The 22338-nt window shown below is 63.7% G+C and carries 21 protein-coding genes and 1 tRNA gene; 18 read left to right on the forward strand and 4 right to left on the reverse strand.

The genetic code is table 11. The features are described 5' to 3' along the window. From PHD22_RS10590 to PHD22_RS10670, 17 genes are all read left to right on the forward strand, one after another. Positions 1-1079, forward strand: a 1079-nt coding sequence (locus PHD22_RS10590; protein ID WP_299866174.1) for a 3-hydroxyacyl-CoA dehydrogenase family protein, incomplete at its 5' end; no start/stop codon positions are given. Then, on the forward strand, positions 1072-1479 hold the full coding sequence (locus PHD22_RS10595; protein WP_299866177.1) for an acyl-CoA thioesterase: 408 nt from the start codon (positions 1072-1074) through the stop codon (positions 1477-1479). The genes PHD22_RS10590 and PHD22_RS10595, both read left to right, overlap by 8 nt. Positions 1480-1599: 120 nt before the next feature. Next, positions 1600-2880, forward strand: a complete 1281-nt coding sequence (locus PHD22_RS10600) for an outer membrane protein transport protein (protein ID WP_299866180.1) — start codon at positions 1600-1602, stop codon at positions 2878-2880. A gap of 105 nt (positions 2881-2985) precedes the next feature. Beyond that, entirely contained in the window at positions 2986-5370 is a 2385-nt protein-coding gene (locus PHD22_RS10605) for a 3-hydroxyacyl-CoA dehydrogenase/enoyl-CoA hydratase family protein (RefSeq protein WP_299866183.1), read from the forward strand. 19 nt (positions 5371-5389) lie between these two features. Next, complete coding sequence (locus tag PHD22_RS10610; protein ID WP_299866186.1) at positions 5390-6586, forward strand: acetyl-CoA C-acyltransferase; 1197 nt, start codon at positions 5390-5392, stop codon at positions 6584-6586. 170 nt (positions 6587-6756) lie between these two features. Continuing rightward, entirely contained in the window at positions 6757-7647 is an 891-nt protein-coding gene (gene cysM / locus PHD22_RS10615; RefSeq protein WP_299866189.1) for a cysteine synthase CysM, read from the forward strand. A gap of 18 nt (positions 7648-7665) precedes the next feature. Continuing rightward, a complete protein-coding gene (locus PHD22_RS10620; protein ID WP_299866191.1) occupies positions 7666-8469 on the forward strand; it encodes a 3'-5' exonuclease in 804 nt (267 codons plus the stop codon). 44 nt (positions 8470-8513) lie between these two features. Further along, positions 8514-8590: transfer RNA gene (locus tag PHD22_RS10625), tRNA-Val, on the forward strand. 150 nt (positions 8591-8740) lie between these two features. Then, positions 8741-10657 (forward strand): threonine--tRNA ligase, encoded by a 1917-nt coding sequence (thrS, locus tag PHD22_RS10630; protein ID WP_299866194.1) that lies wholly within the window; start codon positions 8741-8743, stop codon positions 10655-10657. 28 nt (positions 10658-10685) lie between these two features. Beyond that, positions 10686-11207, forward strand: coding sequence for a translation initiation factor IF-3 (gene infC / locus PHD22_RS10635; protein WP_366520723.1), 522 nt, complete (start codon positions 10686-10688; stop codon positions 11205-11207). A 134-nt stretch (positions 11208-11341) separates the two neighbouring features. Continuing rightward, positions 11342-11539: a 50S ribosomal protein L35 gene (rpmI, locus tag PHD22_RS10640; protein WP_148581168.1), complete on the forward strand. Its 198-nt coding sequence runs from the start codon at positions 11342-11344 to the stop codon at positions 11537-11539. Positions 11540-11553: 14 nt separating this feature from the next. Beyond that, positions 11554-11913 carry a 50S ribosomal protein L20 gene (rplT, locus tag PHD22_RS10645; protein WP_299866199.1) on the forward strand — a complete coding sequence of 120 codons (360 nt, stop codon included), beginning with the start codon at positions 11554-11556 and terminating at the stop codon, positions 11911-11913. Positions 11914-11984: 71 nt separating this feature from the next. Next, positions 11985-13016, forward strand: a complete 1032-nt coding sequence (gene pheS / locus PHD22_RS10650; RefSeq protein WP_299866204.1) for a phenylalanine--tRNA ligase subunit alpha — start codon at positions 11985-11987, stop codon at positions 13014-13016. A 3-nt stretch (positions 13017-13019) separates the two neighbouring features. Further along, positions 13020-15398 (forward strand): phenylalanine--tRNA ligase subunit beta, encoded by a 2379-nt coding sequence (gene pheT / locus PHD22_RS10655; protein WP_299866207.1) that lies wholly within the window; start codon positions 13020-13022, stop codon positions 15396-15398. Positions 15399-15402: 4 nt separating this feature from the next. Next, on the forward strand, positions 15403-15708 hold the full coding sequence (locus PHD22_RS10660) for an integration host factor subunit alpha (protein ID WP_299866210.1): 306 nt from the start codon (positions 15403-15405) through the stop codon (positions 15706-15708). Further along, a complete protein-coding gene (locus PHD22_RS10665; RefSeq protein WP_299866213.1) occupies positions 15695-16072 on the forward strand; it encodes a MerR family transcriptional regulator in 378 nt (125 codons plus the stop codon). Before PHD22_RS10660 ends, PHD22_RS10665 begins: the two co-directional genes overlap by 14 nt. Before the next feature lie 78 nt (positions 16073-16150). Continuing rightward, entirely contained in the window at positions 16151-16900 is a 750-nt protein-coding gene (locus PHD22_RS10670; protein WP_299866216.1) for a proteasome-type protease, read from the forward strand. A 24-nt stretch (positions 16901-16924) separates the two neighbouring features. Here the strand turns inward: PHD22_RS10670 and rsgA are convergent, their stop codons facing one another. After that, a complete protein-coding gene (gene rsgA / locus PHD22_RS10675; RefSeq protein ID WP_299866219.1) occupies positions 16925-17818 on the reverse strand; it encodes a ribosome small subunit-dependent GTPase A in 894 nt (297 codons plus the stop codon). Next, on the reverse strand, positions 17815-19068 hold the full coding sequence (locus tag PHD22_RS10680) for a M48 family metallopeptidase (protein WP_299866222.1): 1254 nt from the start codon (positions 19066-19068) through the stop codon (positions 17815-17817). The genes rsgA and PHD22_RS10680 overlap by 4 nt, the downstream gene beginning before the upstream one ends. A gap of 95 nt (positions 19069-19163) precedes the next feature. On the opposite strand from PHD22_RS10680, the gene orn reads away from it, so the two are divergent. After that, the gene (gene orn, locus PHD22_RS10685) at positions 19164-19709 is read left to right on the forward strand and encodes an oligoribonuclease (RefSeq protein ID WP_299866225.1); all 546 of its coding nucleotides are present in this window, start codon (positions 19164-19166) and stop codon (positions 19707-19709) included. Between the two features lie 45 nt (positions 19710-19754). Here orn and PHD22_RS10690 read toward each other — a convergent pair whose 3' ends face one another. Both PHD22_RS10690 and PHD22_RS10695 read right to left on the reverse strand, forming a co-directional pair. Beyond that, positions 19755-20393, reverse strand: a complete 639-nt coding sequence (locus PHD22_RS10690; RefSeq protein WP_299866228.1) for a 3'-5' exonuclease — start codon at positions 20391-20393, stop codon at positions 19755-19757. Further along, positions 20390-22288 carry a DUF294 nucleotidyltransferase-like domain-containing protein gene (locus PHD22_RS10695; protein ID WP_299866234.1) on the reverse strand — a complete coding sequence of 633 codons (1899 nt, stop codon included), beginning with the start codon at positions 22286-22288 and terminating at the stop codon, positions 20390-20392. The genes PHD22_RS10690 and PHD22_RS10695 overlap by 4 nt, the downstream gene beginning before the upstream one ends. Positions 22289-22338 lie beyond the last annotated feature (50 nt).

The following is a 22338-nucleotide window of genomic DNA, read 5'->3' on the forward strand; positions in this document are numbered from 1 at the left end:
AGTCCTTTGGCAAGGACTCCGGCTTCCAGCCCCGGCGTGTGCACGTGGTGGGGGCGGGTGTGATGGGCGGCGACATTGCCATCGAATGTGCGCTGCGCGGAATGATCGTCACTTTGCAGGATCAGAGCGTGGAACGCATTGCGCCGGCCATTGCCCGCGCGGCCAGGCGGTTTGAGCGCAAACTCCGCGGCAAGCCGCGGGAGCAGGTTTTTGCCCTCGACCGCCTGATCGCCGATCCGTCGGGCCACGGTGCCGCCCAGGCCGACGTGATCATCGAAGCCATTTTTGAAAACCTGGAGGCCAAACAGGCGCTGCTGGCCGACCTCGAGCGACGCGCCCGACCCGATGCGGTCCTGGCCTCGAACACCTCAAGCCTGCGCATCGCTGACATCGCGGCGGTGCTGCAGGATCCGTCCCGGCTGGTCGGCATCCATTTCTTCAACCCGGTGGCGGTCATGCCGCTGGTGGAGGTGGTCCGGGGGCCGGCCAGCGGCGAAGCGACCCTGGCCCGGGCCGCAGCCTTCGTCCGGCGGCTCGACAAACTCCCCCTGCCGGTGCGGGATGCTCCGGGTTTCCTGGTCAATGCGGTGCTCGGACCGTACATGTACGAGGCCCTCCGCTGCGTCGAGGAGGGGATTCCGCCCGCGACCATCGATGGGGCCCTGACCGCCTTTGGCATGCCTATGGGCCCCATAGAGCTTATAGACACCGTGGGGCTCGATATTGCCGTGGCGGCGGGCAGGGCCCTCGCGGGAGCGGACGCCGTGCTGCCCCGGGCGCTCGCCGAGCGGGTGGCGATGGGGCACCTGGGCAAGAAGACCGGGCAGGGCTTCTATGCCTGGCCGCAAGGGCGGATCCAGCGCCCGCCGGCAGGGCGTCCGCCGGCGGGGCTGGCGGAGCGGATTGTGGCGCCCCTGCTGGCCGCGGCCCGGGACTGCGTGGCTCGGGGGGTGGTGGCCGATGAGGACCTGGCGGATGCAGGGCTTATATTCGGGACTGGCTTTGCCCCCTTCACGGGGGGCCCTCTTCATTACACCCGCGCGGCTGGCGGGTCTCTCAAGGAGTCTTCCCATGTCTGATTCGTCCGTCCAGTTGCCTCCGGGCAAGATGCCTGTCCTGCGGGTGATGCCCATGCCCCGGGATCTCAACCCGGCTGGGGATGTCTTCGGGGGCTGGATCATGTCCCAGGTGGACATCGCCGGCGCAGTGCCTGCCCGGACCCGGGCCCGCGGGCGGGTGGCCACCGTGGCAGTCAATGCCTTCGTGTTCAAGCAGCCGGTGTCGGTTGGGGATATCGTGAGCTTTTACGCGGAAATCATCCGGACCGGCACAAGCTCGGTCACCGTCGAGGTGGAGGTCTATGCCGAGCGCAATCCGGAAGATCCGGTGGTGGTCAAGGTCACCGAGGCGACGCTGACCTACGTTTCTGTGGACGTCCAGGGCGTGAAACGTGTGCTCCCTCTGGATCCCGTCATCTGAAGAGCACAGGCGGTAGGATTGCTGCAGCCCTTGCCGCGATGGGCTGTGCCAGAATGGCTGCGGGTCCGGAGCCGCCCCGCGGCAAGAAGACCGTGCGCCCACACACGAGGAGACATACCCATGCACATGAAGACCCTTGCCCGTCTGATTTCCCTGCTGGCTGCCGGCCTGGCCAGTGGTCAAGCGGTGGCGGCCGGCTTCCAGTTGCTGGAGCAGAACGCCAGCGGGATCGGCAACGCCTATGCGGGCTCCGCTGCGGTGGCCGAGAATGCCAGCACAATCTTCTTCAACCCGGCCGGGATGACCCAGTTGAAGGAGAGGGAGGTTTCCGCCGGTCTGTCCCTGGTCCGCCCCACCTTCAAATTCAGCAACCGGGGCTCCAGTACCGGCGTGATGACGGGGGCTGGAGATGGGAACGACGCCGGCAGCTGGGCGGCGATCCCCAACGGTTACCTGTCCTGGGCGCTCCGCAAGGATCTGTATGTTGGCGTGGGTTTCGGTGCTCCCTTCGGCCTGGTTACCGAGTACGACAACCCCTGGCTGGGGGGTGCCCAGGCCATCAAGTTCGACATCAAGACCTACAACATCAACCCGAGCGTGGCCTATCGGGTGAACGAAAAAGTCTCCATCGGTGCCGGCCTCAGTTATCAGCGCATGGAGGCCGAGTACGTGCGCAACGCCACTGTGACTTCGGCTGCCCTGGCGGCTACCCGCGCCACCCTTGACGCCGGCGACAACCGCTGGGGCTGGAATGTGGGTGCCCTGTTCACCCTGAGCCCGGGCACCAAGGTGGGGGTCTCCTATCGCTCGGCCATCAAGCACGAGCTGACCGGCAGGTTGTCCGTCAACGGCCCGGCAGCCGGGGCCAGCGCAGCCCTCGCCACTGGCAGTGCCAAGGCGGAGGTCGAGTTGCCGGACACCTTCATCCTGTCCGTGGCTCAGTCGCTCAGTGACAAGTGGGAAATGCTGGGTGATGTTTCGTGGACCGGCTGGAGCAGCATTCCGAAGGTGGACATCGTCCGGACCTCCGGTGTCCTCAGCGGCGTCACCGTACAGACCCTGGACACTCATTTCCGGGACACCTGGCGTTATGCCCTGGGGGCCAACTACCGGATGAGCGATACCCTCAAGCTCAAGTTTGGCATCGCCTACGACCAGACGCCGGTCCAGAGTGCCCAGCACCGCCTGGTGTCCCTGCCGGACAACAACCGGACCTGGCTGTCCACGGGGGCTCAGCTCAGGCTGGACAGGGGGTCCCTGCTGGATCTCGGGGTAGCCTACCTGCACGTACCGGAATCCACGATCGACAATAATCAGGCCACTCTCGGGCGAGGCTATGTGAAAGGTGCTTATGATGCCCGGGTATGGATCCTGGGTGCGCAGTACTCCATGGCCTTCTGAACAAGAGTGCCGTGGCCCGGAGGGCTGCCGGGGCGGGGCGCCGCACCGCATGACGATAGGGGACGGCCTGCGGGCCATGTTCCACCGCATTACCAAGGAGGCAGCGTGAGCAGACTGATCATTCGCAAGGTGGCTGTGCTGGGTGCCGGCGTGATGGGCGCGCAGATTGCGGCCCATTGCGCCAACGCCGGGGTGCCGGTTGTCCTGTTCGACCTTCCCTCCCGCGAGGGCGACCCGAATGGCATCCCGAGAGACGCCGTGGCTGCCCTGAAGAAGCTCGAGCCTGCACCGCTTGCCACCCAGGAGCGGGCCCGCTTCATTGATCTGGCCATCTATGGTTCCGGTCTCGACCGGTTGAGCGAGTGCGATCTCATCATTGAGGCCATCGCCGAGAAGCTGGAATGGAAGCTCGACCTGTATGCCAGGGTGGCACCCCATGTCCGGCCGGACGCGATCTTCGCCTCCAACACTTCCGGCCTCTCCATCAACGCCCTGGCCGAAGGCATGCCCGAGGCGCTGCGCCCCCATTTCTGCGGCGTGCACTTCTTCAACCCGCCGCGCTACATGGCACTGGTGGAGCTGATCGCCCCAGGCAGTGCGGATCCGGCCATGCTGGACGCCCTTGAAGCCTGGCTGACCACCCGCCTGGGCAAGAGCATCGTCCGAGCCAGGGACACCCCCAACTTCGTGGCCAACCGGGTCGGCGTGTTCTCCGTTCTTGCCGTGATGCACCACACCGCACGGCTTGGCCTGGGTTTCGACGAGGTGGATGCCCTGACCGGCCCGTTGATCGGACGTCCCAAGAGCGCCACCTACCGCACCGCCGACGTGGTGGGCCTGGATACCCTGGCCCATGTGATCGGCACCCTGCAGGCCACCCTGCCGGGTGATCCCTGGCACGCCTTCTACCAGAGCCCCGAGTGGCTCACCGCGCTGATCGCCAAGGGAGCCCTGGGGCAGAAGACCCGGGGCGGCATCTTCCGCAAGGACGGCAAGGCCATTGTCGTGCTCGATGTGGCCAGGCAGGACTACCGCCCCAGTGCCGGCGAAGTGGCGCCCGAAGTGCTGGCCATCCTGAAGAACCGCAACCCGGTCGAGAAGTTTGCCCAGCTGCGCGCCAGCAGCCATCCCCAGGCGCGCTTTCTGTGGGCCATCTTCCGCGACGTCTTCCATTACTGCGCCTTCCACCTGGCCGATATCGCCGACAACGCCCGGGACGTGGACATGGCCATGCGCTGGGGCTTCGGCTGGGCCATGGGCCCCTTCGAGACCTGGCAGGCTGCCGGCTGGCAGGCGATTGCCACCGCCGTGGAGGCCGACATCCAGGCTGGCGAGACCATGGTCCACGCGCCGCTGCCCGCCTGGGTGTTTGACGGGCGCCAGGGCGTGCATGCGCCGGAGGGCTCCTGGAGTGCCACCGACGCCGCCCTCAAGCCCCGTTCCACCCTGCCGGTGTATGGCCGCCAGCTCTACCCCGAGCAGGTGCTTGGTGAGGCAGCTCAGGACATGGGCACCACCCTGTGGGAAAACGACGGGGTGCGCCTGTGGAACCTGCCGGCGAAGGATGCCCGCATCGGCATCTTGTCCTTCAAGTCCAAGATGCACGCCATCGGCGACGAGGTGCTGGACGGTGTGCTCGAAGCCGTGGCCCGGGCCGAGCGTGACCTGGATGGCCTGGTGATCTGGCACGAGGCGCCTTTTGCCGTGGGTGCGAACCTGGCCCAGGTGGCCGAGGCCTGTAAGGCCGGCCAGTTCGACAGGCTCGAAAAGACCGTGGCCAAGTTCCAGCAGGCCTCCATGGCCCTCAAGCACGCCCTGGTGCCGACGGTGGCGGCCGTGCAGGGCATGGCCCTGGGGGGTGGCTGCGAGTTCGTCATGCACGCCAGCCACCGGGTGCTGGCTCTGGAGAGCTATGTGGGTCTGGTGGAAGCCGGTGTGGGCCTGATTCCGGCGGGCGGTGGCTGCAAGGAGTTCGTGCTGCAGGCGGCCCGTCTGGCCAGTCGGGCGGCGGGAGGCGACGTATTCCCCTTCATCCAGAACATGTTCCAGACCATCGCCATGGCCCATGTCTCCAAGAGCGCCCTGCAGGCAGTGGAGCTGGGTTTCGCCAGAGCGTCGGACGATGTTCTCTTCAATGCCCGGGAGCTCCTTCACGTGGCCTTGCATCGTGCCCGCGCCCTGACCGAGGCGGGCTACCAGCCGCCCCTGATCCAGCGCGCCGTACCAGTGGCGGGCCGTAACGGCATTGCTACCTGCGAGCTGATGCTGGTGAATATGAGGGAAGGGGGGTTCATCTCAGCCTGGGATTACCGGGTGGCCAAGGCGGCCGCCACTGCCCTGTGTGGCGGTGAAGTGGATACCCATGCCCGGGTCCCCGAGCAATGGCTGCTCGATGTGGAGCGGGCGCAGTTCATGGCCCTGCTGCAGGCGGAGCAGACCCAGCAGCGCATCGTGCACATGCTCGAAACCGGCAAGCCGCTACGTAATTGATGGACGGAGACCCCACAAGATGAGCAAGCAGATTCAGGATGCCTACATCGTTGCCGCAGTCCGGACGCCGGTGGCCAGGCGCAACGGGATGTTCCGGCATGTGAGGCCGGACGACATGCTGGCCCATGTGCTCCGGGCGGTGGTGGATCAGGTGCCGGGGCTGGATGCTGTCGGGATTGGCGATGTCATCGTCGGCTGTGCCATGCCGGAGGCGGAGCAGGGTATGAACGTGGCCCGCATCGGCCTGTTGCTGGCCGGCTTGCCAGAGACGGTTCCGGGCGTCACCGTCAACCGCTTCTGCGCCTCCGGCCTTCAGGCCGTGGCGGATGCCGCCAGCCGGATCCGTCTGGGTGAGGCGGATGTGATGATCGCCGCCGGCGTCGAGAGCATGAGCGCCATGCCCCAGATCATGGGAAACAAGGTCTCCCTCAACCCCGCCATCTTCAGCCGGGAGGAAAACCTCGGCATCGCCTTCGGGATGGGCCTCACGGCTGAAAAGGTGGCCCAGCGCTGGCAGATCGGGCGCGAGGCGCAGGACGCCTTCGCCGTTCAGTCCCACCGGCGGGCGCTGGCCGCGTCGGCGGCAGGGGCTTTCCGGGAGGAGATCACTCCCTGTACCGTGACGACCCGCCTGCCGGGCGAGGGGGGGACGGTGAGGGTCACGGAGCGCGTGTGGGATGCTGATGAAGGACCGCGGGTAGACGCGAGCCTGGAGGGGCTGGCCCGGCTCAAGCCGGTGTTCGCGGCCCGCGGGACCGTCACGGCGGGCAACAGCTCCCAGATGTCCGATGGCGCCGGCGCGGTGCTGCTGATGTCCGAAGCCGCGGTGAAGCGTCATGGTGTGACGCCCATTGCCCGTTTCTGCAGCTATGCTGTCGCCGGAGTACCGCCGGAGATCATGGGGATTGGCCCTGTCGAGGCGATTCCCCGTGCGCTGCAGGCTGCCGGGATCCGTCAGGACGCCCTCGACTGGATCGAGCTCAATGAGGCTTTTGCTGCCCAGGCCATGGCGGTGATGGGCCAGCTGGAGCTGGATCCGTTGAAGGTGAATCCCTGGGGTGGCGCCATTGCCCTGGGGCATCCCCTCGGAGCCACTGGCGCGATCCGGACCGCCACGCTGATGAGTGCGATGCGTCAGGGCAAGGCCCGCTACGGGATGATCTCCATGTGCATCGGTACCGGGATGGGGGCGGCCGGGGTGTTCGAGCGGATCTGATCCGCCCCGGGGGGCGGGAAGGGCAAGACGATGCCCTGCATGCCGGTTTTCCGCCGGGTGCCGCGGAGGTGCCGGGCTCCCCCTGCATGCCTAATCGGGCCGCTGCCCGCTGCATTGGGTATCATCGCGCCCAACGCTTACTGCAACTCGCCTTTCGACGGGACCGATCCATGGAATTCAAGACTCTCGAGGACTATGTGGGGCAGACCCCCCTGGTCCGCCTCAAGCGCATGACCGCTGGCCGCAACAACGTGATCCTGGCGAAACTGGAGGGCAACAACCCGGCGGGGTCGGTGAAGGATCGCCCGGCCCTGTCCATGATCCTGCGTGCCGAAGCGCGTGGTGACATCGTACCGGGCCAGACCCTGATCGAGGCCACCAGCGGCAACACCGGCATCGCCCTGGCCATGGCGGCGGCGATGCGGGGCTATGGCATGATCCTGGTCATGCCCGAGAACCAGAGTGTCGAGCGCCGCCAGACCATGCGTGCCTTCGGTGCCGAGCTGGTCCTGACGCCCAGGGAGGGGGGCATGGAGCTGGCGCGGGACGTGGCTGAGCGGATGCGTGACGAGGGTCGGGGCATCATCCTTGATCAGTTCGCCAATCCGGACAATCCCCGTGCCCACATCGAGGGGACCGGGCCCGAGATCTGGGAGCAGACGGGCGGTACCGTCACCCACTTCATCAGCAGCATGGGTACCACCGGTACGGTCATGGGGGTGTCCACCTACCTGAAGGAGAAGAACCCGGCGATCCAGATCATTGGCTGCCAGCCCCAGGAGGGCGCCCAGATTCCGGGCATCCGCAAGTGGCCCGAAGAGTATCTGCCCAGGATTTACGATCGCAGCCGGGTGGACCAGCTGGAATACGTGGCCCAGGCCGACGCGGAAGAAATGACCCGTCGACTCGCCCGGGAGGAGGGCATCTTTGCCGGGATTTCTTCCGGTGGCGCCCTGCATGTTGCCCTGCGCATCGCCGAGCAGGTGGAGAATGCGGTGATCGTCTCCATCGTCTGTGACCGGGGCGACCGCTACCTGTCCACCGGCGTTTTTCCGGCCTGAGCCGAAGCGAGTCCCGCCATGGCAGCTACCCTCGTCTTCGATATCGAGACCATTCCTGACATCGACGGAATCCGCCGTCTTCACGATCTGCCTGCCGAACTGAGCCCGGAGGAAGTGGCCGAATTCGCCTTTCAGCAGCGCAGGGCCAGCAGCGGCACCGATTTCTTGCCTCACCATCTGCAGAAGGTGGTCACCATTTCCTGCGTTCTGCGGGATGTGAACAGCTTCCGGGTGTTTTCCCTCTCGGAGCCCGAGTGCACGGAAGGTGCGCTGATCCAGCGCTTCTTCGATGGGGTTGAGAAATTCACCCCGCAGATCGTCTCCTGGAACGGCGGCGGCTTCGATCTGCCGGTCCTCCACTACCGGGGCATGTTGCACGGAGTGGTGGCGGCCCGCTACTGGGACATGGGGGAGGGGGACTATCATGATTCCCGGGATTTCAAGTGGAACAACTACATCAGCCGTTACCATGCCCGGCACCTGGACCTGATGGATCTGCTGGCCCTGTATCAGCCCCGGGCCAATGCGCCCCTCGACGAACTGGCCAAGCTGATGGGTTTTCCCGGCAAGCTAGGGATGGACGGTTCTGCGGTCTGGAAGGGCTACTGCGAAGGCCGGATCGACGAGATCCGGGATTACTGCGAGACCGATGTCGTGAACACCTATCTGGTGTTCCTGCGTTTCCAGCTCATGCGTGGAGCGATGGACAAGCCTGCCTATGAGACGGAGGTACGGTTCGTGCGGGATCAGTTGTCGCGCCTTGAGGCGCCTCATTGGGGGCGCTTTTTGGCGGCCTGGCCGGAAAGCGCCTCCAATGAATAAAAGGCTTGACAGATCCTCTGAGTCGTCTATAATGCGGGCTTCTTAGGCGCGTAGCTCAGCTGGTTAGAGCACCACCTTGACATGGTGGGGGTCGTTGGTTCGAGTCCAATCGCGCCTACCAAACACCTAAGAAGGAAAACGAATGTCTCGAACTTGCAGCGCTGGATCCCGGTAACACGAGTCTGCTGCAGGGCGTTTTCCAGAAAAGAAAAAAGTGCGGCTCGTCCGCACTTTTTTTTTGTCCAAAATTTCCCCATCCGAGCGAGTCATCATGCCCAACATCACCTTGCCTGACGGTTCTGTACGCAGTTTCGAGCAGCCCGTGACCATTGCCCAGGTTGCTGCCTCGATTGGCGCGGGTCTGGCCCGCGCAGCCCTGGCCGGGAAGGTCGAGGGTCGGCTGGTGGATACCTCCTGCCTGATCGATGGGGATGTGAATCTGGCCATCGTCACCGACAAGGATGCGGATGGTCTTGAGGTCATTCGCCACTCCACCGCGCACCTGCTGGCTTGTGCGGTCAAGGAGCTGTTTCCCGAGGCTCAGGTGACCATCGGTCCGGTGATTGAAAACGGGTTTTACTACGACTTTTCCTACAAGCGCCCCTTTACGCCCGAGGATCTCGAAAAGATCGAGGCGCGCATGGTGGAGCTGGCCAAAAAGGATCTTCCCGTCGAGCGCAGCGTGCTGCCCAGGGATGAGGCTGTAGCCTACTTCAAGTCGATCGGCGAGCATTACAAGGCCGAGATCATTGCCTCCATTCCCCAGGGTGAGGATGTCTCCCTTTACAAGGAGGGTAGTTTCACCGATCTGTGTCGTGGTCCTCACGTGCCGTCCACCGGCAAGCTCAAGGTCTTCAAGTTGATGAAGGTTGCGGGTGCCTACTGGCGTGGCGATTCGAAGAACGAGATGCTTCAGCGCATCTACGGCACGGCCTGGGCGAAAAAGGAAGATCAGGACGCCTATCTCCATATGCTGGAGGAAGCCGAGAAGCGCGATCATCGCCGCCTGGGCAAGCAGCTCGACCTGTTTCATCTGCAGGAAGAGGCGCCGGGCATGGTGTTCTGGCATCCGAAGGGGTGGACCCTGTGGCAGCAGATCGAACAGTACATGCGCCGGGTCCTCAACGAGGCGGGCTACCAGGAGGTCAGGACGCCGCTGATGATGGATCGTCAGCTGTGGGAGCGCTCCGGGCACTGGGATAATTACCGGGACAACATGTTCACGACCGAGTCTGAGAAGCGTGACTACGCGGTCAAGCCCATGAACTGCCCCGGTCATGTCCAGATTTACAACCACGGCCTGCATTCCTACCGGGATCTGCCCTTGCGGCTTGCGGAGTTTGGCTCCTGTCACCGCAACGAGCCCTCCGGTGCGCTGCATGGCTTGATGCGGGTGCGGGGCTTTGTGCAGGATGATGCCCACATCTTCTGTACCGAAGAACAGATCGTGGCTGAAGTGACGGCTTTCAATGAGCTGCTGTCCCGCGTTTACCGGGATTTTGGCTTTGTCGATGTGGCCGTCAAGCTGTCCTTGCGTCCCGAAAAGCGTGCGGGCTCCGACGAGGTGTGGGACAAGGCCGAGGATGGGTTGCGTCAGGCCCTTGCTGCTTCGGGGCATCAGTGGGAAGAGTTGCCTGGCGAGGGGGCGTTCTATGGCCCGAAGATCGAGTACCACGTGAAGGATGCGTTGGGTCGTTCCTGGCAGTGTGGCACCATGCAGCTCGATTTCGTCCTGCCTGAGCGCCTGGATGCCGAGTACGTGGGCGAAGACAACTCCCGGCGCCGTCCCGTCATGCTCCACCGGGCGATCCTGGGCTCGCTGGAGCGGTTCATCGGAATCCTGATCGAAAATCATGCCGGAGCCCTGCCTCTGTGGCTCTCACCCGTGCAGGCGGTGGTGCTGAATATTTCCGAGGCTCAGGCGGACTATGTCACGGACGTGGTGAAATCCCTTCGTGCCAAGGGATTCCGCGTCGAGGCCGATTTGCGCAACGAGAAAATTACTTATAAAATACGCGAACATAGCGTACGAAAGCTGCCCTACATCCTGGTCGTTGGCGACAAGGAGAAGGCAGCAGGTGTGGTGGCCGTGCGCGTCCGGGGCAATCAAGACCTCGGTCAATTGTCCCTCGATGAGATTGTCGAGCGTTGGCAGGGTGAGGTTTCCTCGCTTGCCGGCACGGCCTGATTTTTTGATTTCTTAGGAGACTTCAACCATCGCTCAGGAAAAGAAGCTGCGCATCAACGGCGAAATCAGTGTGCCGGAAGTGCGCTTGACGGGTGCAGAAGGCGAACCGATCGGTATCGTTTCTCTGCGTGCTGCATTGGAAGCTGCGGAAGAGGCAGGCGTTGATCTGGTGGAGATCGCGCCCATGGCCAAACCCCCCGTATGCCGCTTGATGGACTTCGGCAAGTACAAGTACGAAGAAGCCAAGCGTGCCCACGAAGCCAAGCAGAAGCAAAAGCAGATCCAGGTTAAGGAAGTCAAGCTTCGTCCGGGTACGGATGAAAACGACTACCAGATTAAGCTGCGCAACCTGATCAAGTTCCTGAACGAAGGTGACAAGGCGAAAGTGACCCTCCGCTTCCGTGGTCGGGAAATGGCCCACCAGGAGTTCGGCATGCGCCAGCTGGAGCGGATCAAGGCAGACCTGGATGAAGTCGGTCAGGTCGAGCAGATGCCGAAGATGGAAGGGCGCCAGATGATCATGATCATCGCGCCGAAAAAGAAGCACTAAACCGTATTTCGGCACCGCAAGGTGCCGGGGCACGGCAGGCAAGATAGCCTGCCGGAAACAAGTGGTGACGGGTTGTTGAAGCGTTTCCGGAAGTCGGAAACCACCCGGGGCCATGACATAAGCTGGAGTACTTCATGCCCAAGATGAAGACCAAGAGCGGTGCCGCCAAGCGGTTCAAGATCCGCTCTAGCGGTAGCATCAAGCGTTCCCAGGCGTTCAAGCGCCACATCCTGACCAAGAAGACCACCAAGAGCAAGCGCCAGCTGCGCGGTATGACTGCCGTCCACGCTGCGGACGAGAAGTCCATCCGCGCCATGATGCCCTACGCTTGATTTAGGAGAACGCAATGCCCCGAGTTAAACGCGGTGTAACCGCTCGTGCCCGTCACAAGAAAGTCCTCGATCAAGCCAAGGGCTATCGTGGTCGTCGCAAGAACGTATATCGTATCGCCAAACAGGCGGTGATGAAGGCAGGCCAGTACGCCTACCGTGACCGCCGTCAGCGCAAGCGCCAGTTCCGTGCCCTGTGGATCGCCCGTATCAACGCCGCGGCCCGGGAAGTTGGCCTGACCTACAGCCGCTTCATGAATGGCCTGAAAAAGGCCTCCATCGAAGTGGATCGCAAGGTTCTGGCCGACCTGGCCGTGTTCGACAAGGCCGCTTTTGCTGCCCTCGCCGAACAAGCCAAGGCCAAGCTCGCTGCGTAACGCAACGCAGCACGAAAAAAGGAGGCCTGGCCTCCTTTTTTTTGTCCTGAACCCGGGATCAGACATTCAATATGGACCAACTCGATCAACTCGTGGCGCAGGCCGGTGCGGATTTTTCCGCGACCGCCGATGGCGCCGCCCTGGAAGCCGCCAAGGCGCGTTATCTGGGCAAGGATGGCTCCATTACGGCCCTCCTCAAAGGCCTCGGCAAACTGGATCCAGATGCCCGCAAGTCCGCCGGTGCCGAGATCAACAAGGCCAAGACGGCCATCGAATCCCTGCTGAACGCCCGGCGTGACGCCCTCCAGCAGGCCGCCCTGGAGGCCCAGCTGGCAGCTGAGGCCCTGGACGTGACCCTGCCAGGCCGGGGGGTGGGGGTCGGGGGGCTGCACCCGGTCGTGCGTACTCTGGAGCGGGTCGAACAGTTGTTCCGTTCCATCGGCTTCGACGTGGCAGAAGGTCCGGAGATCGAGACCGATTTCTTCAATTTCACGGCATTGAACACTCCGGAGAATCACCCGGCCCGTTCCATGCACGACACCTTCTACCTGGAAAACGGTGAGGGTGTGCTGCTGCGGACCCACACCAGTCCGGTCCAGACCCGCGCCATGCTGGCCCATGTGGAGGCTCACAAGGACAAGGAGACCATGCCCGAGCTGCGCATCATCGCGCCGGGCCGTGTTTACCGGGTGGATTCCGACGCGACCCACTCACCCATGTTCCATCAGGTGGAGGGGCTGTGGGTCGGTGAGACGGTGAGCTTTGCCGACCTGAAAGGCGTTATTGCGGACTTCCTGCGCAGCTTCTTCGAAAGTGATGATCTGCAGGTACGCTTCCGCCCGTCCTTCTTCCCATTCACCGAACCCTCTGCCGAGATCGACGTCGCTTTCATGAGCGGCGCCCTCAAGGGGCGCTGGCTGGAAATCGCCGGTTGCGGGATGGTGCATCCCAATGTCTTGCGTTTCGGCGGTATCGACCCCGAGCGTTACACCGGCTTTGCTTTCGGCATGGGGCCCGACCGGCTCACCATGCTGCGGTATGGCGTCAATGACCTTCGCCTGTTCTTCGAAGGCGATCTCCGTTTCCTCGGTCAATTCAGGTAAGCCATGCAATTCTCTGAACTCTGGTTGCGCAGTTTCGTCAGTCCGGATCTGGATTCGGACCCGCTGGGCCATCTGCTCACGATGGCGGGACTGGAAGTGGAAGAGCAGGACCGCGTGGCCGGTCCGTTCTCCAAGGTGGTGGTCGCGCAGATCATCGAGGCCGAAAAACATCCCAATGCCGACAAGCTGAGGGTCTGCAAGGTGGATGCCGGCACAGGCGAGCTGCTGCAGATTGTCTGCGGAGCGCCCAACGCGGCCGCAGGCATCCGCATTCCCTGTGCGCAGGTGGGCGCCGACCTGGATGGTTTCGGGATCAAGGCAGCCAAGTTGCGGGGCGTGGAATCCTTTGGGATGCTCTGCTCGGCCAAGGAGCTGGGGATTTCGGAGGAGGGCAGCGGTCTCATGGTGCTGCCGGAAGATGCGCCCGTGGGAGCCGATCTGCGGACGTATCTCGATCTCGATGACACCCTGTTCACCATCAAGCTGACGCCCAACCGGGCGGACTGCCTGAGCCTCGCAGGGATTGCCCGGGAAGTGGCTGCCCTGACCGGTGCGCCCCTCACCTTGCCGGACTGCGCGCCAGTGGCCGCCGTGCATCAGGACACCCGCCCCATCGTGCTGGATGCCCCCGATGCCTGCCCCCGCTACTGCGGCCGTGTCCTCCGGGGCGTCGATGCCCGGGCGCCGACCCCTGAGTGGATGAAGCAGCGTCTTGCCCGCAGCGGGATCCGTTCCATCAGCGCCCTGGTGGACGTGACCAACTACGTGATGCTGGAGCTGGGCCAGCCCCTGCACGCCTTTGACGAGGCGAAGCTGAGCGGCGCGATCCATGTACGTTTTCCCAGGCCCGGCGAGCAGGTGTTGCTGCTCAACGGCCAGACCGTGACGCCCGCCGCCGATACCCTGCTCATTGCCGATGACGCCCGCGCCCTGGCGCTGGCGGGCGTCATGGGAGGCGAGGAGAGCGGCATCACCCTGGATACCACCGACCTGTTCCTGGAAAGTGCTTTCTTTGCCCCGGACGCCATTGCCGGGCGGGCCCGAGCCTATGGTTTCTCTTCGGATGCTTCTTACCGCTTCGAGCGGGGTGTGGATTTTGCGCTGGCCCAGCGGGCCATCGAGCGTGCCACCCGCCTGATCCTCGATATCTGCGGAGGCCAGCCGGGGCCTGTGTGCGAAGCCGTGGCCGCCGAGGCGTTGCCCGCCCGGACGCCGATCCGCCTGCGGGCATCCCGGGTGCGTCGGGTCCTTGGCATTGCCCTCGATGCCGATACGGTTGCGGGGATGTTTGCCCGGCTCAATCTGGAGGTGGTCCGCGAAGGGGACGACTTCGTCGTCACGCCTCCTTCCTACCGCTTTGACCTGGAGATCGAAGAGGATCTCATCGAGGAGATCGCCCGCATCCACGGCTATGACAACATCCCGATGATGCCTCCGAAGGGCCTTGTGCGCATGTTGCCTCGCCCGGAGGACCGGCGCGATGTGATGTCCGTGCGACGTCTGGTGGCGGGTCGGGAGTTCCAGGAGGTCATCAACTTCGCCTTTGTTGAAGAGGCCTGGGAGAAGGATTTCGCCGGCAACACCGATCCGGTGCGCCTGGCCAATCCGATCGCCAGCCAGATGAGCGTGATGCGCTCGACCCTGCTGGGGGGCCTGGTGTCCAATGTGGTGACCAACCGCAAGCGCCAGACCAGCCGGGTCCGTGTCTTCGAGATCGGTCGCTGCTTTGCCCGGGATGCAGCCGGCCAGCCGGTGGCGGGGTATCACCAGCCAGTACGGCTTGCCGCGCTGGCGACGGGTTCCGCCCGTCCCGAGCAGTGGGGGGAGTCTGCCCGTAACGTGGATTTCTTCGACCTCAAGGCCGATCTTGAGGCCCTGCTCTTCCCCCGTGTGGCCCGCTTCGAGCGGATCAGCCATCCTGCGCTTCACCCTGGGCGCGCCGCCCGGGTGAGCCTGGACGGCCAGTCCATCGGCGTGATCGGTGAGCTTCATCCGGTGTGGGTCCAGCGCTATGAGCTGGGGAGCGCACCCGTGGTCTTCGAGATCGAACTGGAGGTGCTGCTGGCTACTCCCACGCCTGCCTATCGGGAGGTTTCCCGCTTCCCGGCGGTGCAGCGGGACCTGGCCCTGGTCGTCGATCAGGGCGTGGCTGCGGCCAGCCTGATCCAGGGTCTGCAGTCCGTGGCGCCGGCCATCGTCCAGCGCATCGAACTGTTTGACCAGTATCAGGGCAAGGGCATTGAGCCCCACCGGAAAAGCCTTGCGTTCCGTGTAGTTATGCAAGAGACTCAGCGCACTCTGGAAGATGCTGAGGTCGATGCGGCCATGACGGCCCTGATTCGCCACGCCGAAGAACATCTTGCCGCGAAGCTGAGGGCCTGATGTCATGGGCATGACGCTGACCAAGGCCGAACTGGCCGACATGTTGTTCGAGCAGGTGGGGCTCAACAAGCGCGAGGCCAAGGATATGGTCGAGTGTTTTTTTGAGGAGATTCGTCTGGCTCTGGAGCGGGGCGACTGCGTCAAGCTCTCGGGCTTCGGCAACTTCCAGCTGCGGGAAAAACCCCAGCGTCCCGGTCGCAACCCGAAGACCGGAGAAGAGATTCCGATTACCGCCCGGCGCGTGGTGACTTTCCACGCCAGCCAGAAGCTCAAGGCCAATGTGGAGCAACTGAGCAATGTCGCCAAGTGAGTCCCCGGCAGTGATGGAGCTGCCGCCCCTTCCCGCCAAGCGTTACTTCACCATCGGTGAAGTGAGTGATCTGTGTGGGGTCAAGCCCCATGTCCTGCGTTACTGGGAGCAGGAGTTCACCCAGCTCCGCCCGCTCAAGCGGGGGGGGAACCGGCGCTATTACCAGCATCACGAGGTGTTGCTGATCCGCCGCATCCGGGAGCTGCTTTACCAGGATGGCTTCACCATTTCCGGTGCCCGTAACCGCCTCGACGATCTGGCAGCGCGCAAGCGGGAGGATGTGGAGGCGTCCGTGGGCCTGAGGGAGCAGCTTTCTTCGGTACGTGCGGAGATCCAGTCCATTCTTCAGATCATCCAGAGCTGACGCCGGGTTCCGGCCTCAGCCAGATGTGTTTCGGGGCGATGCCGAGCAGGTGTCGCCCCTTTTTTCAGGGGTGACTCCATGACCTATTGTGTCAGCATGAATCTTGATGCCGGCCTGGTGTTTTTATCCGATTCCCGGACCAACGCAGGTGTGGACCACATCAATACTTTCCGCAAGATGAGCATCTTCGAACGCCCGGGGGAACGGGTGATGGTGTTGATGAGTTCCGGGAATCTGGCCATCACCCAGCAAGTGGTTTCGGTGCTCAAGGAAGCGATGCTTGCCCAGGATGGCCGGGAGAGTCTCTGGTCGGCGCCCAACATGTTCGAGGCGGCCCGTCACGTGGGAGAAATCCTGCGTGAAGTTTACCGGCGGGACTCGGAGGCTTTCAGGAATTTCGGCATCGATTTTGCTGCAGCCTTGATCCTGGGGGGGCAGATCGGGCAGGAGCAGCCCCGGCTGTTCCATATCTATGCTGCGGGCAATTTCATCGAGGCCACGCCGGATACCCCCTATTTCCAGATCGGGGAGTCCAAGTACGGCAAACCCATCATCGATCGGGTGGTGAACCGCCATACCAGCCTGGACGAGGCTGCCAAGCTGGCCCTTATTTCCATGGATTCGACGATCCGCTCCAACCTCTCGGTGGGGGTGCCCCTTGATCTGGCCATCATCAGGACGGACGAGCTCAAGGTGTCCACCCGCCTCAGCATCGACTCATCCAACGCATACTTCCAGATGATCCGCAGCCGCTGGAGTGCATCCCTGCGGGACGCGTTCGATGCCTTGCCGAATCCGGACTGGCAGGACAAGGGCGAGATCCTTTAGCCCGCCCCGTTCTCCGCGACGTGCTTACCAGCCCTGGGCCTGACGGCGTCCGTTCTCGCACTCCTCCCGGAATTGCAGGAACTGGCGCAGGCGTTTCATCTCGATTCTGCCCGCATCAGCCGCCGCGTGCAGGGCGCAACCCGGTTCCGTATCGTGACGACAGTCCCGGAAGCGGCATTCCCCGGCGTAGGGCCGGAATTCCGGGAAGCTGGCTTCCAGCTGGGCATTGTCCAGGTGTACCAGGCCGAAGGTCTGCATGCCAGGGCTGTCGATGATTCCACCTCCTTCGGGCAGGGGATAGAGGCGGGCGAAGGTGGTGGTGTGCTTGCCCGTGTCCAGTACCTCTGAGATCTCCCGGGTCGCGGCGCGGGCTTCGGGGATCAGGGCATTGGTCAACGTGGATTTGCCCATGCCGGACTGCCCTACCAGCAGGCTGGTTTCTCCGGTCAGGCGCTCCCGCAGGGCGTCCACCGTGTCCAGGGCCGAGAGTTCCAGGACAGGGTAGCCGAGGGCCGCGAAGGGGGCCAGACGTGTCCGTGCATCGGCCAGTCCGGCCGTGATGTCGGTCTTGTTGAGGACGATGAGGACCTTGAGATGCTGGCTTTCGGCGGCGCACAGGCAGCGGGAGATGAACTCGTCGCTGAAGCTGGGTTCGGTGGCCACCACCATGACCACCTGGGTGGCGTTGGCGGCGATCAGCTTCTGGCGCCAGGCGTCCGAGCGGTAGAGCAGGCTGCTGCGCTCGAGAAGTTTGTCGATCACGCCCTGACCAGGGCCGGTCGTGGCGACCTGGACCCGGTCACCGCAGGCGAACAGGCTCTTCTTGCCGCGAGGAACGCACAGGAGGAGCTCGCCGGCATCGGTGCGGACTTCGTACTGGCGCCCGAAGGCGGCGATCAGGGTGCCGAAGGTTTTCATCGGGTGTGGGCCTGCAGGCGGGCAATGCGGAGGGCCGCCGGGGGATGGGAGTCGTACACGGTGGAGTACAGGGGGTCAGGGGTCAGGGTCGAGGCATTGTCCCTGTAGAGCTTGACCAGTGCCTGTATCAACTCCGTTGCCGAAGCCTGAGCGGCGGCATAGGCATCGGCCTCAAATTCGTGCTTGCGCGACCACAAGCTCATGAAGGGGGTCAGGGGGAAGGTGAAGACGGGCAGCACCAGCGCGAACAGCACCAGGGTCGGAGCGGTGCCTCCCACGTTCATGCCCAGGCCCTCAAAGAACCAGGGCTGGCTTGAAACATGCCCGAGCAGGGCGAAGAACGCGAGGCTGCCGGCGCCGATCACGGCAAGGCGTTTCCAGAGATGCTTGTGGTGGAAATGGCCCAGCTCGTGTGCCAGAACGGCTTCCACTTCGGCGGGGGAGAGCTTTTCCAGCAGAGTGTCGAAGAATACGATCCGTCGGGATGCGCCGAAGCCGGTGAAGTAGGCGTTGCCATGGGCCGAGCGTCTGGATCCGTCCATCACGAACAGGCCGGACAGGCGAAAGCCGCAGCGTTCCATCAAGTTCTGGATGCGTGCTTGCAGGGGGCCGTTTTCCAGGGGTTCGAAGCGATTGAAGAGGGGGGCGATGAACGTCGGGTAGACCAGCATCACCAGCAGGTTGAAGCCCAGCCAGGAGGCCCACGTATAGGCCCACCACCGCTCGCCCATGGTGTCCATGATCCACAGCACGCCGGCGATCAGCGGAAGGCCGATCACCATCGCGAGGACGATCCCTTTGGCCGTATCGGCGGCGAACAGGCCAGGGGTCAGCCGGTTGAAGCCGAAGCGGGCTTCCAGACCGAAACTGCGGTAGATGCCGAGGGGCAGGTCTACCCCCCACGATACAGCCGCCGTGAGCGCAATAAAGGCGACACCGTGCAGCAGGCTTCCCCCATCGGCAAAGCGGGCGGCAACACCGTACAGGGCCTGGAGCCCGCCACCGAGGGTCAGCAGTAGAAGAAGGCTGCTGGAAATGAACAGGTCGATCATTCCCAGGCGTACCCGGGCCACTGTGTAATCGGCAGCCTTCTGGTGGGCTTCGAGGGAAATGCTGTCTGCGAAGGCTGGCGGTACGGCGTTCCGATGGAAGCGCACATGGAGCATCTGGCGCATGGCGAGCCAGAAGCGGACCATCAGTCCGGCGAACAGGGCGAGCAGGAAGAGGGAGGAGAGGCTGCTGGAGGTCATCGGCGAAGGGGCTGGGCAGGGAGGTGGGGCTGAAGCCGGGCACGGCGCCGGGCATGGGCGTAGAATCGCGCCTTTACCAGAAAAGCGGACCGATTATGGCACAGGACCAGAATCACCTCATCTGGCTGGACATGGAAATGACCGGCCTCAATCCCGACTCCGATCGCATCATCGAGATCGCCATGGTGGTCACCAACAGCAACCTGGACGTGGTGGCCGAAGGACCGGTGATTGCAGTGCATCAGCCCGATGCGGTGCTGGATGCGATGGATGAGTGGAACAAGAACACCCACGGCCGGTCCGGTCTGATCGATCGGGTCAAAGCATCTCCGGTGGGAGAGGCCGAAGCGGAGCAGCTGTTCCTGGAGTTCATGCGTCAGTACATCCCGTCCCGCACGTCTCCCATGTGTGGCAACTCGATTGGCCAGGACCGGCGCTTCATGGCCCGCTACATGCCCAAGCTGGAAGACTGGTTCCACTACCGCAATCTGGACGTGTCGACCCTCAAGGAGCTCTGCCGCCGCTGGCGCCCGGACGTATACAAGGGGCTTGAGAAGAAGGGTGCCCACAAGGCCCTTGACGACATTCTGGAGTCCATCGCCGAGCTCCGTTACTACCGGGAGAATTTCCTGAAGGTGTGAGCCGGGAGGCCGACGGTTGCAAGGGCGCCTTGCGGCGCCCTTGCTTCATCCGCTGCCTCGCAGCCACTTGCGGCTGCTCTGGGTGTCCAGCAGTTCCCGGGGGGTCGGTAGCCCCTGGGCGTTGGCCCGGCTCAGGGCGACCAGGTGGAGCTGGGCCACGGCCAGGGCTTCCAGAAGGGCGTGGCGCTGATCGAGGCGTTCCACCCCGAAAGCCCCCAGCCAGGCATCCATCCGGGCCTGGCCGGCAATCCGTTCCGGGTACAGGCTGGGCATCAGGATCATCAGGTCCAGCCAGTCCAGCTCGGGTTGCTGATGCAGGTAGTGCTCGAAGGCGCGGTGGAGGATGCCCTGGTTGAAGGGGGCATTGAAGACCACCACGGGGTCGCGGCCGATGAATTCCAGAAGGCCGATCAGGGTATCCGCCGGGACAGAACCCAGCGGGGCGTGGAAGGCATCGCTGGGCTGAATGCTGCACTGGCAGATCGCCACGGCACCTACGGCCACCAGGCGCTGGCCGCCGCCTTCGGTGGTCGCTGTTTCGCTATTGACCACGACGTAGCGGGTTTCGAAATGAGAGCGCCCCAGATCCGGTTGCGGTGCCGCCAGAGCGGCCTTGAGGCGGGTCTGAAGTTCGGTCGCCAGGGCCGGGCCTCCGCCCGGCAGGAATCGGGAAAGCCAGTTCATATCTGGTAGTCCAGTTTCAGGCGCAGCTGGATCTTGCGAGCCTGGCGAAAGGCTTCCTTGAGGATGCGCCGGTCCAGTTCGTTAAGCTCGTCCGGCTTGACCTGGTTGTCGCCGGGGGCGCCGTGGTCGGTGTCCAGATGCTGGTGGCGCAGGCGCAGCAACTGTATGAAGTGGAAGCCATCGGCCATGGCTGAGAGCTCCTCGGCGGGCATGCCGATCCGTAGTCCCCCCTGCCGGAGCCGATGCACCGTGCTGGTGGCATCGACCCCCGTGCGCAGGGACAGGACCCGGGCCGCGTCCACGAAAAGACGGGCGCCGAATTTCTTTAGGTCGATGGTGCCGTCTCCTTCCGTCACGAAATCCCGGATCTTGCCCAGGGGGGGCGAGACATCAAGGGCATTGGTGGCCATGGCCTTGAGGAAGGCCGGGTTACCCGCGGTCATGGAGAGAAGCCAGTGGCGCAGGCGGTAGGTCAGTTTTTCGTCCCCGTAAAGCACCCGGAAGTCGAAGAAGATGGTCGCATTGAGCAGTGCCTCGGGGTGGGGCTCGCGGATCCAGCTGCCGAATTTTTCGCGCCATTCGTCAACGGTCAGGCACAGGTCCGGATTGCTGGCCATGATGTTGCCCTCACAGAGAGGGAAGCCACAGGCGGCCAGGTCGTTGTTTACATCCCGGGCAAAATCCAGCAGGCGCAGCTTGAGGGGTTCCTTGTCAGCCCATTCGGGGAGCAGGTAAACAATTCCGTTGTCCTGATCGGTGGACAATGTCTGTTCGTGGCGTCCCTCGGAGCCGAAGGCCAGCCAGGCGTATTCCACCCCGTACAGGTCGTGGCGCTCGAGGTTGAGCTCGATGATGCGGCGAGTCAGGGCGTCGTTGAGTGCCGAGATGAACTGGGTCAGCTGTTCCGCACCAATGCCCTGGGCGAGCAGGTTCAGGGCGAGCTGGCGGATGTCCCGGCTGGCCCGCTGGAGGGCCTCCACGTCTGCGGCACTTTCAATGCCCGAGCGGATCTGGCGCAGGCCGATGCGCTGAAGGGCGAACAGGTCCCGCTCGGAGATCACCCCCCGGAGCTTGTCCTCATTATCCACCACGAGGATGTGCCGCACGCCGTGGGTGGCCATCTCCAGGGCGGCATCATAGGCACTGGCCGTACCGCTGAGGGTGTGGGGCGGTGTGGTCATGACGTCGGCGATGGGGCGGCCGAGTTCGAAGCCTGGAAGCACGATGCGTTTCAGGATATCGCTCTGGGTGAGCACCCCGACGGGTCTCTCGTCTTCCCCGGCCACGGCCAGACAGCCAACGCCGGCGTCGACCATTTTCTCCAGGGCTGTCCGGGTGGCCATCTCCGGGGGAACGAAGACGGGCGCCTTCTTCACCAGGTTGGAGAGGGAGGTGGTCATGGTCTGCTGCTCTGCGGCCCGCTGGGAAAACTGGACCTGAAGTTGTTCCCGGGACTGGTTGAGCAGGCTGGCGATGTAGCGGGTGCAGAAGAGCTGGAACGTGGGGCTCAGCTCCTGCAGCCGGAGGAAGTCGGCGGCAGGCAGCTGGAAGCAGTAGCAGTCCTCGACGGCGATGTATCCGTTGGTGGAGGGGCGTCCCGCCGAAATGGCGCCAATGGGGAAGCACTCGCCCGGCCCAAGGGTCAGGGTGGCGTACTCCGTGACAGCGATGCCGCCATTCTGCCGGGCCTGGACCTTGCCCCTGTGAACAATATGAAAGAAGCGCGGGATGCCATCTTCGGGCATCAGGACGGGGGATTCTGCCGGGTAGAAAGCGATGGACAGCCGCTCGCCGAGAAATCGCAGGGCTTCGGCTTCCATCCGGTCGAAGGGTGCATGACGGCGCAGGAAGTCCAGATTCGTGCGAAGCAGGATGTCGGTGGCGGATGTGTCCATAACGCAGTCGGGCAACGGATTCAAACTGTCGAATCTACCCGTCTCATGCC

The organism is Zoogloea sp. (genome assembly GCF_028693495.1).
Lineage (GTDB): Bacteria > Pseudomonadota > Gammaproteobacteria > Burkholderiales > Rhodocyclaceae > Zoogloea.

Coding starts and splice junctions, on each gene's coding strand:
- PHD22_RS10660 (WP_299866210.1), top strand. CDS start 15,403: ATGGGCATGACGCTGACCAAGGCCGAACTGGCCGACATGTTGTTCGAG.
- cysM (WP_299866189.1), top strand. CDS start 6,757: ATGGAATTCAAGACTCTCGAGGACTATGTGGGGCAGACCCCCCTGGTC.
- rplT (WP_299866199.1), top strand. CDS start 11,554: ATGCCCCGAGTTAAACGCGGTGTAACCGCTCGTGCCCGTCACAAGAAA.
- PHD22_RS10695 (WP_299866234.1), bottom strand. CDS start 22,288: ATGGACACATCCGCCACCGACATCCTGCTTCGCACGAATCTGGACTTC.
- rpmI (WP_148581168.1), top strand. CDS start 11,342: ATGCCCAAGATGAAGACCAAGAGCGGTGCCGCCAAGCGGTTCAAGATC.
- PHD22_RS10595 (WP_299866177.1), top strand. CDS start 1,072: ATGTCTGATTCGTCCGTCCAGTTGCCTCCGGGCAAGATGCCTGTCCTG.
- pheS (WP_299866204.1), top strand. CDS start 11,985: ATGGACCAACTCGATCAACTCGTGGCGCAGGCCGGTGCGGATTTTTCC.
- PHD22_RS10690 (WP_299866228.1), bottom strand. CDS start 20,393: ATGAACTGGCTTTCCCGATTCCTGCCGGGCGGAGGCCCGGCCCTGGCG.
- PHD22_RS10620 (WP_299866191.1), top strand. CDS start 7,666: ATGGCAGCTACCCTCGTCTTCGATATCGAGACCATTCCTGACATCGAC.
- PHD22_RS10680 (WP_299866222.1), bottom strand. CDS start 19,068: ATGACCTCCAGCAGCCTCTCCTCCCTCTTCCTGCTCGCCCTGTTCGCC.
- orn (WP_299866225.1), top strand. CDS start 19,164: ATGGCACAGGACCAGAATCACCTCATCTGGCTGGACATGGAAATGACC.
- pheT (WP_299866207.1), top strand. CDS start 13,020: ATGCAATTCTCTGAACTCTGGTTGCGCAGTTTCGTCAGTCCGGATCTG.
- thrS (WP_299866194.1), top strand. CDS start 8,741: ATGCCCAACATCACCTTGCCTGACGGTTCTGTACGCAGTTTCGAGCAG.
- PHD22_RS10610 (WP_299866186.1), top strand. CDS start 5,390: ATGAGCAAGCAGATTCAGGATGCCTACATCGTTGCCGCAGTCCGGACG.
- PHD22_RS10600 (WP_299866180.1), top strand. CDS start 1,600: ATGCACATGAAGACCCTTGCCCGTCTGATTTCCCTGCTGGCTGCCGGC.
- PHD22_RS10665 (WP_299866213.1), top strand. CDS start 15,695: ATGTCGCCAAGTGAGTCCCCGGCAGTGATGGAGCTGCCGCCCCTTCCC.
- PHD22_RS10670 (WP_299866216.1), top strand. CDS start 16,151: ATGACCTATTGTGTCAGCATGAATCTTGATGCCGGCCTGGTGTTTTTA.
- rsgA (WP_299866219.1), bottom strand. CDS start 17,818: ATGAAAACCTTCGGCACCCTGATCGCCGCCTTCGGGCGCCAGTACGAA.